This window comes from Nocardioides sp. P5_E3 (assembly GCF_054049275.1).
In genome coordinates this window covers 12794-28326 of sequence record NZ_JBFUMR010000034.1, presented here as the reverse complement: position 1 = coordinate 28326, position 15533 = coordinate 12794, and the positions used below count along the sequence as shown (strand labels likewise).

At 73.5% G+C, this 15533-nt stretch carries 11 protein-coding genes; 3 read left to right on the top strand and 8 right to left on the bottom strand.

Features of this window, described 5'->3' with window-relative positions; genetic code table 11:
• Positions 1-77: 77 nt before the first annotated feature.
• The 3 genes from ACXJKB_RS19020 to ACXJKB_RS19010 are packed head-to-tail and all read right to left on the bottom strand — an operon-like array spanning position 78 to position 4001.
• Positions 78-2300 (bottom strand): [protein-PII] uridylyltransferase, encoded by a 2223-nt coding sequence (locus tag ACXJKB_RS19020; RefSeq protein ID WP_457191145.1) that lies wholly within the window; start codon positions 2298-2300, stop codon positions 78-80.
• Between the two features lie 37 nt (positions 2301-2337).
• Positions 2338-2676: a P-II family nitrogen regulator gene (locus ACXJKB_RS19015; protein ID WP_172259157.1), complete on the bottom strand. Its 339-nt coding sequence runs from the start codon at positions 2674-2676 to the stop codon at positions 2338-2340.
• A complete protein-coding gene (locus ACXJKB_RS19010; RefSeq protein ID WP_457191142.1) occupies positions 2673-4001 on the bottom strand; it encodes an ammonium transporter in 1329 nt (442 codons plus the stop codon). The genes ACXJKB_RS19015 and ACXJKB_RS19010 overlap by 4 nt, the downstream gene beginning before the upstream one ends.
• A gap of 212 nt (positions 4002-4213) precedes the next feature.
• Between ACXJKB_RS19010 and ACXJKB_RS19005 the strand changes: the two genes are divergently transcribed.
• Both ACXJKB_RS19005 and ACXJKB_RS19000 read left to right on the top strand, forming a co-directional pair.
• A complete protein-coding gene (locus ACXJKB_RS19005) occupies positions 4214-5158 on the top strand; it encodes a rhamnan synthesis F family protein (RefSeq protein WP_457191140.1) in 945 nt (314 codons plus the stop codon).
• Positions 5148-8138, top strand: a complete 2991-nt coding sequence (locus ACXJKB_RS19000; RefSeq protein WP_457191138.1) for a glycosyltransferase family protein — start codon at positions 5148-5150, stop codon at positions 8136-8138. The genes ACXJKB_RS19005 and ACXJKB_RS19000 overlap by 11 nt, the downstream gene beginning before the upstream one ends.
• A 141-nt stretch (positions 8139-8279) precedes the next feature.
• Here the strand turns inward: ACXJKB_RS19000 and ftsY are convergent, their stop codons facing one another.
• The 5 genes from ftsY to smc form a co-directional block, all read right to left on the bottom strand.
• Complete coding sequence (gene ftsY, locus ACXJKB_RS18995; RefSeq protein ID WP_457191136.1) at positions 8280-9425, bottom strand: signal recognition particle-docking protein FtsY; 1146 nt, start codon at positions 9423-9425, stop codon at positions 8280-8282.
• Positions 9426-9437: 12 nt separating this feature from the next.
• On the bottom strand, positions 9438-10352 hold the full coding sequence (locus ACXJKB_RS18990; protein ID WP_457191134.1) for a class I SAM-dependent methyltransferase: 915 nt from the start codon (positions 10350-10352) through the stop codon (positions 9438-9440).
• A gap of 68 nt (positions 10353-10420) precedes the next feature.
• Entirely contained in the window at positions 10421-10597 is a 177-nt protein-coding gene (locus ACXJKB_RS18985; RefSeq protein ID WP_457191132.1) for a hypothetical protein, read from the bottom strand.
• Positions 10598-10700: 103 nt separating this feature from the next.
• Positions 10701-11204 (bottom strand): acyl-CoA thioesterase, encoded by a 504-nt coding sequence (locus ACXJKB_RS18980; protein ID WP_457191130.1) that lies wholly within the window; start codon positions 11202-11204, stop codon positions 10701-10703.
• The gene (gene smc / locus ACXJKB_RS18975) at positions 11201-14755 is read right to left on the bottom strand and encodes a chromosome segregation protein SMC (protein WP_457191128.1); all 3555 of its coding nucleotides are present in this window, start codon (positions 14753-14755) and stop codon (positions 11201-11203) included. The genes ACXJKB_RS18980 and smc overlap by 4 nt, the downstream gene beginning before the upstream one ends.
• Before the next feature lie 125 nt (positions 14756-14880).
• On the opposite strand from smc, the gene ACXJKB_RS18970 reads away from it, so the two are divergent.
• Complete coding sequence (locus ACXJKB_RS18970; RefSeq protein ID WP_457191126.1) at positions 14881-15519, top strand: hypothetical protein; 639 nt, start codon at positions 14881-14883, stop codon at positions 15517-15519.
• The last annotated feature ends 14 nt before the right edge of the window (positions 15520-15533 follow it).

Sequence of the window (15533 nt, the reverse complement as noted above, 5' to 3'; positions counted from 1 at the left end):
GTGGATCAGGGTGGATCAGAGTCTGGTACGACGACCAAGACTAACGGCCGCACCCCGTCCGGGCTCATCCGCCGAGCTCAGCCGCCCAGTGCCGTGCGTACGGCGTGGGCGGCCGCCGCGGCGCGCTCCTCCGTGGGGCGCACCCCACCGACCTCCTGGACGTAGAACACGTCGACCGCCTGGGGGCCGAGCGTGGAGACGTGCGCGGAGGCCACCGTGAGCCCCAGCCCGGCGAGGGTGGTGAGCACGCGGTGGACCACACCGGGCCGGTCGGAGGTGCGGATCTCCAGCACCAGCGAGGCGCGCGAGGCGTCCGGGCGGACCTCGACGATCGGCGGCAGCTCGCCGTCCGGGCGCGCGGGCAGGTCGGGGAGCCGCTGGGTGCCCTCGACGACGCGGCGGATCCGGTCCCGCACGACGCTGGCGTCGAGGTAGGCGTCCGGGACCTCCCACGCGCTGACGGCCCACTCGCCCTCGGCGTCGACCTGCGACCAGGCGCGGGCGGCGTGCACCGGAACCCGCAGCGCGGCGAGGCCGCCGGCGACGTCGGCGAGCAGCCCGACGCGGTCGGCCGCGACCACGGTGAGGGTGGCGCCGACCTCGTGGGGGGCGATCTCGACCGACACGGCGGTCGGGTCGCGTCGTACGGCGTCGGGGACGGGCAGCGACCCGGCCGGGTCGACGTGCGTGATCTCGGCACCGAGCGCGTGCCCGGCCCGGGAGACGAGGCGGTCGACCAGGGACGCCCGCCACGTCGTCCACGCCGCCGGCGAGGCCGCCCGGGCGTCGGCCTCGGTGAGCGCACGCAGGAGCTCGAGGCTGGCCGCGTCGGGGACGTGGGTGAGCAGCTCGGCGGTGGTGGCGGGGTCGTCGGGGTCGCGGGTGGTCGCGAGGTCCGCCAGCAGCAGGTGCCAGCGCACGAGGGAGGCCACCACCTCGGCGTCGAGGTCGGTGAAGCCCATCCGGGCCACGACCTTGCGGGCCAGGGGCTCACCGGCCACCGAGTGGTCGTGCAGCGACCCCTTGCCGATGTCGTGCAGCAGCGCGGCCACGAGCAGCAGGTCGGGCCGGCGGACGCTGCGGATCAGGGCGCCCGCCTCGGCGCAGGTCTCCACGACGTGCCGGTCGACGGTGAAGCGGTGGATGGCCGAGGCGTGGGGCAGCAGCCGGATCTGCTCCCACTCGGGCAGGAAGGTCTCGATGCCCTCGACCTCGTCGAGGGTCTCCCAGACCGGAAGCAGGGCGGGTCCGCTGGCGAGCAGGCGGACGAGCGCGTCGCGGGCAGGGGCCGGCCACGGCACGGGGAGCTCGGCTCCCTCCCGCACCAGCCGGGCGGCGGTGGTGGGCGCGAGCACGACGTCACGGCTCGCCGCCTCCGCCGCCGCGCGGAGCAGCAGGGTCGGGTCGTCGCCGGGCTTGGTGCCCGCGTCGAGGACGACCTCGCCGCGCGAGAGCGCGATGCCGGGGGCGATCCGCTCGAGCGCGGGCGTCCTGCGGCCCCGCTCCCCCGTCGACCGGGCCATCACGGCGTCCGTACGCCGCCACGCCAGCCGCGAGAGGTGGGCGATCCGGCGGCCGAGGGAGCGGACGTGGCGCTGGGCGGCTCCGGCGTCGGGGAGCCCGAGGCGCTCGGCCAGCGGGCCCCACATCTCGGGGGCGATGCGGTCGGCCGGGCGGCCGGCGAGGTCCTGCACCTCGTCGCGGACGTCGAGGAGCATCTGTCGCGCCGCCTCGAGGGCGGGGGTGGAGGCGTCGACGAGCCAGCTGGCCTCGATCGCCTTGAGCACGCCGGCGTCGCGCAGTCCGCCCTCGGCCTCCTTGACGTCGGGCACCGAGGCGTGGGCCAGCTCGCCGGTGACGTCGTGGCGCTTGAGCGTCATCGCCTTGAGCTCCGGCAGGCGGGTCCGGGCCTGGCGGCGCCAGTCGGCCAGCATCGTGGTGCGCAGCCGGAGGCTGAGGCCCGGGTCGCCGGCGAGGTGGCGGGCGTCGAGCAGGCCGAGCGCGACCCGGAGGTCCGTCGCCGCCTCGAGCACCTCGCTCATCGAGCGGACCGAGTGGTCGAGCCGCCGCCCGGAGTCCCACAGCGGGTACCAGAGGGTGGCTCCCAGGTCGCCCAGGTCGAGGCCGTCCTCGTGGACCAGGACGACGTCGAGGTCGGAGTGCGGCGCGAGCTCGCCCCGGCCGTACCCCCCGACCGCGACCAGGGCCACCCCGGTGACGGGCCCGCCGGAGGCGGCGTACGCCTCCCGGCAGAGCTCGTCGGCCGAGGTCGCCCTGGTCTGTCGCAGTTCTGCGGTCACGCGGGGTCCCTGCGAGTCCCGAGAAGAGGGAACGTCATCAGAGTGCCGACGCGTCCTGCTCGCCGGTGCGGACACGGACGACGGTCTCGACGGGGCTGACCCAGACCTTGCCGTCGCCGATCCGACCGGTCTGCGCGGTCTTGACCACGATCCCGACGATGTCGTCGGCGTCGGCGTCGTCGACGACGATCTCGATGCGGATCTTCGGGACGAGGGCGATGTCGTACTCAGCCCCGCGGTAGACCTCGGTGTGGCCCTTCTGGCGGCCGTAGCCGCTGACCTCGGAGACCGTCATCCCGGCGACGCCGAAGGTCTCGAGCGCCTCGCGGACGTCCTCCCACTTGTGCGGCTTGATCACCGCGGTCACGAGCTTCATGCGCTGGCTCCTTCGGTCTTGGTGGTGGTCGCGACAGGGGCGGTGGAGGCGGCCAGCACGCTGCCGCCGCCGCTGGTGCCGCTGTGCAGGTCGTACGCCGTCTCGCCGTGGGCGGCGAGGTCGATGCCGTTGACCTCGTCCTCCTCGTCGAGGCGCAGGCCCATCGTGTACTTGATCGCCAGTGCGATGACAGTGGTGAGGATGCCCGAGTAGAGGACGGCCACGATGACACCGAGGGTCTGGTCGCCCAGCGACGCGAACCCGCCGCCGTAGAGCAGCCCGTTCACGCCGCCTGCGCCCTCCGCGGTGGAGAAGACGCCGATCAGCACGGTGCCGATGATGCCGCCGACGAGGTGGACGCCGACCACGTCGAGCGAGTCGTCGTAGCCGAGCCGGTACTTCAGGCCGACGGCCCAGGCGCAGACGCCACCGGCGATGATGCCGATGGCCACGGCACCGCTGATGTCGACGGCTCCGGCCGCCGGGGTGATCGCGACCAGGCCGGCCACGATGCCGGAGGCGGCACCGAGCGAGGTGGCCTTGCCGTGCAGGAGCCGCTCGATCAGGAGCCAGCCGAGGATGGCGGCCATGGTGGCGAGGGTGGTGTTGGCGAAGGTGCGGCCGGTCTCGGAGTAGAACTGCGAGAGGAAGGCGTCGGGGTCCTCGTCGAAGCTGGTGCCGAAGACGATCGAGCCGACGTTGAAGCCGTACCAGCCGAGCCACAGCATGCCCGCGCCGAGCATGGTCAGCGTGAGGTTGTGCGGGCGCATCTGCTCGCGGGGCCAGCCGATGCGCTTGCCGAGGAGCAGCACGAGCACCAGGGCCGCGACGCCGGCGTTGATGTGGACGGCCGTGCCGCCCGCGTAGTCCTGGGCGCCGATGCGGCCGCAGATGAGCGAGTCGGGGGTGCAGCTGAAGACCATGTGGGCCATCGGGAAGTAGACGATGAGCGCCCAGAGCGGGAGGAAGACCACCCAGGCGGAGAACTTCAGCCGGTCGGCCACCGCGCCGCTGATCAGGGCCGCGGTGATGATCGCGAAGGTCATCTGGAACATCACGTAGATGTAGTTGTCGGTGGTGACGCCGTCGAGCCAGAACAGCTCGAACGGGTTGGCGAAGAAGGTGCCGTTGCCGCCGAAGCCCATCGACCAGCCCACGGCGACGTACAGGATGCCGACGATGGCGGCTGCGATGAACGACATCATCATCATGTTGAGCACGGACTTCGACCGCGACATGCCGCCGTAGAACAGGGCCAGCGCGGGCACCGTCATCATCAGGACGAAGGCAGTCGCCACCAGCATGAAGGCGTAATAGCCGTCCACAGGACCTCCAGGAACTCGAGCACGAACGAAACGGGGTGGTCACCCAGGCCATGACGCCGCTGTCATGGCGGTGCCCACGTGATGACCCGCAGCCTGTGCGGACGAGGTTTCGCGGGGCCGCGACGGATGTTGCACGCACGCAACGGAATGAGCCCTCGTGTTACAGGTGTGTGAACGGATCGGCCCCGGAGGCCGCTTGTTAGTGTTCGGCCGTGTCCAGACTGGCCGTGATGGCGCACTACGACGTCGCCGGGGAGCTGCGGCCCCACGTGCGCGGTCAGGTGGAGGCGCTGGCCGCGTCGGTCGACACCCTGCTGGTCTGCACGACGGCCAACCTCCAGGACTCGGCGCGCGCCTGGTTGACCGAGCGGGCGGTCCTCGTCGAGCGGGCCAACTACGGCTACGACTTCTTCAGCTACAAGGTCGGCCTCGACGCCGCCGGCGACCTCACGGCGTACGACGAGGTGGTGGTCTGCAACGACACCTACGTCTTCGCCCTCGACTCCTACGAGTCGGTCTTCACCGAGATGGCCACGCGGCCCTGCGACTTCTGGGGCCTGACGGGCGCCGAGCGCGTCGCGCCGCACATCCAGTCCTTCTTCATCGCCTTCCGCCCGTGGGTGGTCGGTTCGCGGGCGTTCACGACGTTCTGGGAGGAGATGGAGCCGATCTCCAAGCGCCGCCAGGTCATCCGGCGCTACGAGGTGGGCATGTCGCGCCGGCTCTACGAGGCGGGCTTCCTCTCCGACACCTACTTCGTCGAGACCCCCGAGGACCGGCGCATCGCCCGCGAGCGGATGCGCTGGTGGGCCGCCCACCGCTCCCACTTCCCGCGCACCCGCGCCGAGGTACGCGAGTGGCGCGAGCGGGCCAACGAGCCGTGGAACCCCGCCCGGAGCCTGGCCGACCGGGTGCTCGACAACGCCCGGCTCCCCTACGTCAAGATCGACACCCTGCGCTACGACCCCTACAACCTCGACGCCAAGCGGCTGCTCGAGCTGTGCGAGCGGCGCTTCCCGCAGCGCTTCGACGGCGTGCGCGAGTTCCTCGAGGAGACCGCGCAGTACTACCCCCTCCGCGACACCGAGCGGCTGCTGCCCACGCCGCTGGCCCTCGAGCCCCTCTTCCCGCGGGTGAGGTACTCCGATGCGCGGTGAGCGTCGGCGGCCGGGCCAGGTGAGGCTCGACGACGCCGCCGAGGTCATGGTCGCCTCCGGCCTCGTCGACGCCGACTACGTCGCCGCCCAGCTCGGCACCACCTTCGAGTCGACCCTCGAGGCGGCGCGCGCGGTCGTCGACGCCGGCGACGTGTCCCCCCACCCGCTCTTCGAGGCCCAGTGGATCGGGCGGCGCCGCTCCTGGCAGCGGGTCGGCCAGCACCCCGTGCTCTGGTACGTCTCCGAGCGTCGGCGGCGCAACCGCATCGCGCCGCACCCGCTCGTCGACCCGCGGATCATCTTCGCGGCCTACCCCGAGGCCCGGCACCACCCCTACGGTGCGCTGTCCTACTGGCTCTCGGCCTCCGGGCCGGGCACCCCCCTGCCGACGCGGATCCTGCCCCGCAAGGTGTCCTGGTCCACCTACCGCGCCGCCGCCATCGCCGCCGCGACCGAGTGGCGCGAGGAGGTCGTCCGCGAGCGTCCGCAGCTGGTCGGCCCCACGCCGGCGCTCCCCGCCTCGCTGGGCACCTCCCCGGCGGTGACCGTCGTCATGGCCGCGCAGGACGCCGGACCGCTCGTCCACCAGACGGTGGCGTCGCTGCAGGCCCAGTCCTTCACCGACTGGCACCTCGTCGCCGTCGACCGCGGGTCGGTCGACGACACCGCAGCCGTGCTGCAGGGCGTCGCGGCCTTCGACGACCGTGTCACCGTCGTGCGCGAGTCGCGGTGCGGGCTCGCCCGCGCGCTCAACGTGGCCCTCGAGCACGGCACCGGGGAGCACGTGGCCTTCCTGCCGCTCGGGCGCGAGTGGCTCCCTGAGATGCTCGGCGACCTGCTGGCGCACGCCCACCACAGCGGGGCTGCCGCCGTGGTGGCGGGCGCAGGTGCTGTCGGCCGATCGCGCCACGAGCTGCTCGGCGGGCGCCCGGTCGACCTCGCGACCGCGCTCCTGCGACGAGACGCCGTCAAGGACGTCGGGGGCTTCGACGAGGGCCTCGACGGGGCGGTGGAGCGCGACCTGCTGCTGCGGCTCACCCGCGACCACGAGCCGCTCGCCGTCGACGTACCCGTCCTGCGTCGGCCCGACACGCCGCCGCCGGGCTTCGACGACGACTGGGACTCCGTCGTCCTCGAGCGCCAGCTCGTCGACTGGGACGCCGCCGCGCGCCGGGAGACCGACGAGTCGCTGGTCAGCCACGTCATGCCGCTGGGGCCGGAGCCCCGCCGGACGGTGGAGTGGCTCGGCTCGGTGCCGCGCGAGGGCTCGGAGCTGGTGCTGGTCGGCGTCCGGATGCGCCGGGCGCACCACGTCCTGGCCGCCTCCATCGCCTCGGTCATCTCGGGCGCCCGCTTCGTCTCGGTCCCCGCGCCGGTCTCGATGTCGGTCGCCACCAACGTCGGCGTCGTGGAGGCCGCCGGGAGCACCGTGGTGCTGGTCCGGCCCGAGGCGATGCCGCCGCGCCAGCCGATCGCCGAGCAGCTCGCCGGGGTGCTGCGTGAGCCCGGGGTGGGGGTGGCGCAGCCGCTCGTCGTCGACCTGGACGGCGTGGTGCTCAGCGCCGGCGCCCGCTTCACCAGCGACAACCCGCACCCCGAGCTGTTCCTCGCCGGCCTGCCCACCAGCGACGCCGTACGGATCGGCCAGTGCGCGGTCGCAGCGCCCGCCTCGCCCCTGGTGGCGCTCCGCACCGAGACCGCGCTCGCGCTCCACGGTCTCGACTCGCGCTACCACTCGGTCCTCGCCGAGACCGACCTCGGCCTTCGGGCGCAGCGGGCCGGCCTCGGCGGATCGGTGCTGGTGCCCGGCGCGGTGATCACCTCCCGCACCGCCTACGCAGACGCCGAGGCGTTGATCGGCGCGATGTCGTCCCTGCGCGCGACCGTGCTCGCCGGCCCCCAGCCCCCCGCCGACCACTCCCACGCGCACCTCGGGGCTGCCGGGCTCGAGGTGACCGACGAGCGCAGCCGGATGGTGAGCGCCGACCCCGCCGACCGGAGCGCGGCGGCGGTCCTGGTGCCCGAGCTCGTCCTGCGGGCCGTCGAGGGCATCCGCGAGTCGCCCCCGCGGCTGCGGTGGGCCGTCGACATCGCCGCACCCGCCGCCCAGCGCGGCGACCGGTGGGGCGACACCTACTTCGCGCGGTCCCTGGCCGACGCCCTCGAACGACGCGGCCAGCACGTGGCCATCGACCGTCGCGACGCCCGCCACCGTGACTCGCGTGACCACGACGACGTGCTGCTGGTGCTGCGCGGACTCGACCGCGTCACCCCCCGGCCGGGGCTGCTCAACGTGGAGTGGATCATCAGCCACCCCGACATGATCACGCCCGACGAGGTGGCCGGATTCGACCTCGTCTACGCCGCCAGCACCAGCTGGTCGGAGCGGGTGAGCCGCGAGTGGGGCACCCCCGTCACGCAGCTCCTGCAGTGCACCGACACGCGCTGGTTCCACCCCGACCGGGCCGAGCCCGACACCGGGCCCGCGCTCCTCTTCGTCGGCAACTCACGCGGGATCTACCGCTACGCCGTCCGCAGCGCCCTCGCGATCGGCGCCGACCTGACCCTCCACGGCAACGACTGGACCGACTTCGTCGAGCGCGACCAGATCGCCTCGGGCGGCGTCGACAACCGCGAGGTCGGCGCGCTCTACGCCTCGGCGGGGATCGTGCTCAACGACCACCACCTCGACATGCGCCGTGACAGCTTCGCCTCCAACCGGCTCTTCGACGCGGCGGCCTGCGGGGCTCGCATCCTCAGCGACCGCATCGACGGCCTGGAGGAGATCTTCTCGGGCCTCGTGCTCCCCTTCGACAACGAGCACGAGCTCGCGCGCCTGGTGACGCCGCCCTACGACGCCTTCCCCGACGACGCGACCCGCCGCGAGATCGCGACGCGCATCATCGCCGAGCACAGCTTCGACAAGCGGGCCGAGACCCTCATCGACGACGCCGTGCGCGCCCTTCTCGCCCGCCGCTGACCGGCCGTAAGTGCTCGCGCCCCGGACGGGGTTGTCAGGCTCTCGCTGAGCTTGTCGGCCCATGCACGGCCTGACAAGCTCAGCGATCCCCGGCCAGCCGGGGATTCCCGAAGATGTCGGCCCGGGCGCGGCCCGAGAGGCTCAGCCGAGGAGCGCGTCGACGAAGGCGGCCGCGTCGAACGGCGCCATGTCGTCGGGTCCCTCGCCAAGGCCGACGAGCTTGACCGGGACGCCGAGCTCGCGCTGCACCTGCACCACGATGCCGCCCTTGGCGGAGCCGTCGAGCTTGGTGAGCACGATGCCGGTGACGTCGACGATCTCGCTGAAGACGCGGGCCTGGATGAGGCCGTTCTGGCCGGTGGTGGCGTCGAGGACGAGCAGCACCTCCGTGACGTCGGCCTGCTTCTCGATGACGCGCTTGATCTTGCCGAGCTCGTCCATCAGCCCGGCCTTGTTCTGCAGGCGGCCGGCGGTGTCGACGAGCACCGTGTCGACGCCGTTGTCGACGCCGTGCTTGACGGCCTCGAACGCGACGCTGGCGGGGTCGCCGCCCTCGGGGCCGCGCACGACCTCGACACCCACGCGCTCACCCCACGTGGCGAGCTGGTCGACGGCGGCGGCGCGGAAGGTGTCGGCGGCACCGAGCGTGACCGAGAGGTCCTCGGCGACGAGGATCCGGGCGATCTTGCCGACGGTGGTGGTCTTGCCGGCGCCGTTGACGCCGACCACGAGGACCACGCCGGGCTTGCCGTCGGTGCCGGTCACCTGGACGCGTCGGTCGAGGTCGGTGCCGACGAGCTCGATCAGCTCCTCGCGCAGCACCGTTCGTACGTCGGACGGCTGGCCACCCTCGACCCGCAGGCGGGTGCGGAGTCGCTCCACGAGCGCCTGGGTCGGTGCCACGCCGATGTCGGCGGTCAGGAGGGTGTCCTCGATCTCCTCCCACGTGTCCTCGTCGAGGCGCTCGCGGCTGAGCAGGGCCAGCAGGCCCTTGCCGAGGCCGCCCTGGGAGAGGGAGAGCCGCTGCCGCAGGCGCACGAGGCGCGACGCCGTGCCCTCGGGCTTCTCGACCGTCGGGGCCTCGACGACCGGCTCGGCGGTGTCGACCGCCGGCTCCGGCGGCGCCTCGGTCGCGACCTCGCCCTCGGTCGGGGGCGGTGCGATGACGTCGGTGCGGCCGCTCGGCGGCGGCACCTCCTTCCGCCGTCGTCCGGAGGTCAGCAGCCCGGCGAGCGTGAGGAGCCCCACGGCCGCAATGGCGATGATCAGATACAGCCAGTCACCCATGGGCCAATCCAATCAGAGGGGCACAGCGCGGCGAAGCCGGGTGAGCACCCCGGCCGCTCGGCGGGCCTGCTCCTCGGCCAGCCGGGCACGCAGGTCGTCGCGCTGGGCGACGAGTCGGGTGGCCCGCTCGCGCTCGCGTGCCAGGCGGCCCTGCGCCTTCGCGAGGTCGGCGAGCACGGCGTCGAAGGCGGCGGTGAGGCCCGAGCCGGCGCCGCCCGCCAGCATCGGGGACGCGCTCCCCCGGCCGGGGTGCACCACCCACACGACCTCGTGGGGCATGAGCCGGAACCACCGCACCGCGGACTCCCCCACGAGCGCCGGCGGCGTGACGCGCACCGAGGCGAGGCCGGCGTCCGCGAGGCGCGCATCGAAGTCGTCGCCGTACCAGCGCACGTGGTCGACCTGGCCGAAGCGACGGAGGCGCTCCTCCGGGGTCGCCGACGGGTCCTCCTCGGTCGCCACGCCCATCTTGATCGGCACCTCGAGGAGCGCGATGCCGCGCGGGCTGAGCACCCGCGCGATCTCGCGCATCGCCGCGCAGTCGTCCGGGACGTGCTCGAGCACGTGGTAGCAGACGAGGAGGTCGACCGAGCCGTCCCGCAGCGGGAGGTGGGTCAGGCTGGCCAGCGCGTCGACGTCGCGGGCGTCGTAGCCGGCGTCCAGGCTGATCCGGCGCCGGGCCTCGAGCCGGTCGAGCAGCACCTTCGACTGGCGCGACGGCGCGATCTCGACCACGGTGTCGAGGTCGCGCAGCTCGGGCGAGAGTCCGCCGAGCAGCAGCGAGAGGAACCGGTGCCGCTCCAGGCTCCCGCACCTGGGACAGGCCGCGTCGGGGCGGCCGTCGGGTCCGGGCCGGAACTGGCGGGACACCGTCGCGCCGCAGGCGGCGCAGTAGCCCTTGGCGACGTCGTGGCGGGTGCCGGTCACCTCTCGCACGCTAGTGCGCGCGCGGGTCGGCGCGAGGCGCCACGCCGGGAGCTACCCGCCCGGTGGGATCAGACGCGGGACTCCGAGTCCTCGAGGGTCGGGAGGGCGTCGACGCCCTTGCGCATGGCGTCACCGAGCTGCGGCGCGACGGGCATCTCCTCGCCACGGTGGGGGTAGGCGACGTAGACAGCCACGGCCGCGGCGACGAGCACGCCGAGGGACATCATCAGGACGATCACGAGCACGGGGTTCCTCCGAGGTGGGCCGGTCGGGTCTCCTCCACGGTGGCACACGACGGGTGGCGCCCACGCATCGACGGCCGCCGCCGGCGCGTCGGGGTGAGGACGCTCACCCCTCCGGGCGGAGCAGGGGTACGACGGCCGCGCGCACGGCGTCGGGCATCGGGGTGACCGGCCGCTCGCCGGCGCCGTTCGCGTTGTCGACGTACACGTGGACGAAGCGGCCCTCGGCCGCCGCCTCGTCCGAGGCTCCCTGGAACAGGCCGATGCGGTAGACGATCGAGCTGGTGCCCACCTTGTCGACCACGAGACCCATCTCGATCGGCTCCGGGAAGCCGATCTCGCGGAAGTAGCGGCAGCTCGTCTCGGCGACGACGCCGATCTGCGGCAGCGCCCGGACGTCGACACCGGTGGCCTCGTAGAGGTAGGCGTTGACCGCGGTGTCGAACAGCTCGTAGTAGGTCGCGTTGTTGAGGTGGCCGTAGGCGTCGTCGTCGCGCCACCGCGTCGTCGCGGTGCGCCACGCGACGTAGTCGGCCCGCGTGGGTCGGGCAGGTCGAGTGCGCGGCCCCGTGTCGGCTACGACCGGTTGCGCACTCGACTCGTCGCTCATGCGCTCTCGGCGTCGCGGAGGCGCTGGCTGATGACGGCGGAGACGCCGTCGCCGCGCATGGTGACGCCGTAGAGCGCGTCGCCGACCTCCATGGTGCGCTTCTGGTGGGTGATCACGAGCAGCTGGGAGTTCTCGCGCAGCTCCTCGTAGATCTCCAGCAGGCGGCCGAGGTTGGTGTCGTCGAGGGCTGCCTCGACCTCGTCGAGGATGTAGAACGGCGAGGGCCGCGCCTTGAAGAGCGACACCAGGAACGCGACGGCCACCAGCGAGCGCTCGCCGCCGGACAGCAGCGAGAGTCGCTTGACCTTCTTGCCGGCCGGTCGCGCCTCGACCTCGATGCCGGTGTTGAGCATGTCGTCGGGAGCCGTGAGCACCAGCCGCCCCTCACCGCCCGGGAAGAGGCGCGCGAAGGTGGAGTCGAAGGCCTTCTCCACGTCGGCGTAGGCCTCGGTGAAGACCTGCTCCACACGGGCGTCGACCTCGCGGACGATGTCGAGGAGGTCCTTGCGGGTGCGCTTGAGGTCCTCGAGCTGCTCGGTGAGGAACTTGTGCCGCTCCTCCATCGCGGAGAACTCCTCCAGCGCGAGCGGGTTCACCCGGCCGAGCATCGACAGGGCACGCTCGGCGGCGCGCAGGCGCTTGGCCTGCTCCTCGCGCACGAACGGCGTGGGTTCCGGCGGCTCCTCGCCGTCGGGCACCTCTCCGCTGAAGGGGATGAGCGTGGCCGGGCCGTAGTCGTCGACCAGGCCGGAGGGGTCGAGGCCGAGCTCCTCGAGCGCGCGCTCCTCGAGCTGCTCGATGCGCATCTTCTGCTGGGTGCGGGCCATCTCGTCGCGGTGGACGGAGCTGACGAGCTCGTCGTGCTCGCGGCCGAGGTCGCGCAGCTGGGTGCGTACGGCCATGAGCTCCTGCTCGCTCCCCCGGCGGGACTCCTCCACCGCGGCGCGCTCGTCGGCGGCGAGCATGACGGAGCGCTCGAGCTGGTGGAGGACGATGCGGACCGCGGAGGACACCGCCTTCGCAGCGGCCCCCTCGCGGATCAGCCGCTCACGGCGCTCGGCCGCGCGGGCGCGCGACTCGCGCTCGGCCTGGGCGGCGCGCAGGAGGGAGTCGGCGCGACCGTTGAGCGCCCGTGCCCGCTCCTCGGCGGTGCGCAGGGCGAGACGCGCGTCCATCTCCGCCTGCCGTGCTTCCCGGGCCGCCTCGGCCAGGCGCTCGCGGTCGGCGGTGTCGGGCTCCTCGTCGGTGACCTCATGGGCCGCGGCGAGGCGGGCCTCGAGTTCGACCAGCCCGGCGAGGTCGGCCTCCCGGGCCTCGCGGGCGGTGGTGATGGCGCGCTCGAGCCGATCGGCCTCGCCCTTGGCGGCGCGGGCCTGCGAGCCGTACTGCCCGAGCTCCTCGGCCACCGCGGCCAGGGTGGCGTCGGACTCGTGCAGCTTGGCGAGGGCGACGTCGACGCGCTTGAGGGCGTCGTGGCGGGCGGCCTCGAGGCCGGAGATCTCGAAGCCCAGCCGTTCCGCGGACGCGGTCGCCTCGGCCAGCTTGGCGCCGGCCTCGTCGACGGCTGCCTGGATCTCGATCAGGCTGGGCTGGCTGGTGGATCCGCCAGCCGCGAAGTGGGCGCCGAGCAGGTCACCCTCGCGGGTCACGGCGACGACGTCGGGGTGCTCGTCGACAAGCCGCCGGGCGGCAGGGAGGTCGTCGACGACGGCGACCTGGTGGAGCAGCCGCGCCACCGCAGGGCGTACGTCGTCGGGCGCGGACACGACGTCGACGGCGTAGGCCGCTCCGTCGGGGAGCGCGGGCCAGTGGCGGTCGGCGGCCGGTGCGCCGCCGAGCAGCATCCCGGCGCGACCGAGGTCGTCGTGCTTGAGGTGGGCGATCGCCTCGACGGCCGAGGCGGCGTCGGAGACGACGACCGCGTCGGCGGCGGCACCGAGCGCGGCGGCGACCGCGGTCTCGTAGCCGTGGTCGACGTCGAGGAGCGCGGCCACCGAACCGAGCAGGCCGCCGACCTCGTCGGTCGCGGCGAGCAGCGCACCCGCGCCGTCCTTGCGGTTGAGGCCGATCTCGAGCGCGTCGCGACGCGCCACGAGGCCGGCGCGCTCGCGCTCGGCCCGCTGGGCGTCCTCACGGGCCCGGGCGAGCTGTTCGTCGATCTCGTCGAGGTCCGCCACGGCGTCCTCGTGCTCGGAGTCGAGGCCCTCCTCGCCGGCGTCGAGCCCGGCGACCCGGGTCTCGAGCGCGGTGAAGTCGCGCTGCGCCCGCTCCGCGCGAGTCACGGCCTCCTCGCGGGCGTCGGTGAGCCGCTGGATCTCGGCGTCGGCAGCCTCGGAGCGGGACGTCAGGGCGTTGACCTGGCCGGTGAGCCGCGCCAGCCCCTCGCGCCGGTCGGCGGCTGCTCGCTGGAGCCCCGCGATGCGCTTGTCCTCCTCGGCAGCGGCCTCCTCGGCCGCGCGCTTGGCGACCACGGCGGCGTCGAGGTCCGCGCGCTGATGCTCGACCTGCTCGGCGATCTCGGCCTCCTGGCGGCGCACGCGCTCGGCCTGGGCCTCGAGGTCGTCGGGGTCGCGGCCGGAGTCGACCGTGTCGCCCTCGGCGGCGCCCGCCGCGTTGCGGATCCGCTCGTCGGCCAGGGACGCGGTGCCGCGCAGCCGCTCCTTGAGCCCGGACAGGGCGAACCAGGTCTCCTGCGCCGCGGCCAGGCGGGGCAGGTCGTCACGCAGGGTGGCCTCGAGCCGGGACTCCCGCTCGCGCCCGGCGGCGACCTGCGCCTCGACCTCCTCGCGCCGCTGCACGAGCAGCGACTCGTCGGCCATCTCGGACTCGAGCGCCGTGCGCGCGGTGACGAGGTCGTCGGCGAGGAGGCGGGCGCGGGCGTCGCGCACGTCGGCCTGCACCGTCTGCGCCTGCCGGGCGACCTCGGCCTGCCGGCCGAGCGGCTTGAGCTGGCGACGGATCTCGGAGAGCAGGTCTGCGAGGCGGGTCAGGTTGCCGTCGGTGGCGTCGAGCTTGCGGAGCGCCTTCTCCTTGCGCTTGCGGTGCTTGAGGACGCCGGCGGCCTCCTCGATGAAGCCGCGGCGGTCCTCGGGGGTGGCGTGCAGGATCGAGTCGAGCTGTCCCTGCCCGACGATCACGTGCATCTCGCGGCCGATGCCGGAGTCGCTGAGCAGCTCCTGCACGTCGAGCAGCCGGCACCCGGTGCCGTTGATGGCGTACTCCGAGCCGCCGTTGCGGAACATCGTGCGGCTGATCGTGACCTCGGCGTAGTCGATCGGCAGCGCGCCGTCGGAGTTGTCGATGGTCAGCTGCACCTCGGCGCGGCCCAGCGGAGGGCGGCCGGACGTGCCGGCGAAGATGACGTCCTCCATCTTGCCGCCGCGCAGGCTCTTGGCGCCCTGCTCGCCCATCACCCAGGCGAGGGCGTCGACGACGTTGGACTTGCCCGATCCGTTGGGACCGACGATGCAGGTGATGCCCGGCTCGAGCTGCATGGTCGTCGAGGACGCGAAGGACTTGAACCCCTTGAGGGTCAGGCTCTTCAGGTACAACGCGGGCTCCTCACCGGGTCGAGACGGCCACTGACAACTGGGGAAGCTCAGCGCGGCTCACCCTACGACACCCGCCGCCGCTCGCGGCCGTTGCACGCGGCGTGGCACCGGGCCATGCTGGGGCGATGCGGAGCCCGCTCATCCCCCTTGCCGCGGCCCTGGCCGTCCTCGCCGCGCTCCTCGCGCCGTCACCGTCAGTCGCCGCTCCGGCACCGCCCGAGCGGCTGACCCGGGCGCACCTCCTCACGCTCGAGGACCACGTCGTCGTCTACCCCGACATGCGCGATCCGCTGCGGACCGTGATGCGGTCCCCCGTCTTCGCGCCGCGGGGATGCGAGGACCAAGGCATCGCGGTCCGCGGCAGCAGCGCGATCGAGGGCAGCGTCTCGCCCGACGGCCGGCGCCGCTCGGTGTCGCTCATCGACCAGAACCTCGTCCGGTTCGACTCGGTGCGCAAGGCCCGCGCCCTCCTGCAGCGCTACCGCGACTTCAGCAAGCGCTGCGTGGGCGATGTCGACACCGACGACGGTGAGGGCGGCGACGTCCGCCTCAAGAACCGCGCGTGGTTCCCGCCGCTCGTCGGTGACGAGTCAGCCGGGATGCTGATCGGGTGGTTCCAGTCGGACTTCGCCGACTGGCGGCGGGTGCTGGTGGTGCGGACGGGCCGCACGGTCTCGGTCCTGGACGTCGGCTTCACCGACGTACGCCCGCCCATGCGCGGCGTGCTGGCGCTCGGTCGGCTGGCGGTCGCGCGGCTGGACTGAGCCCCCTCGGCGAG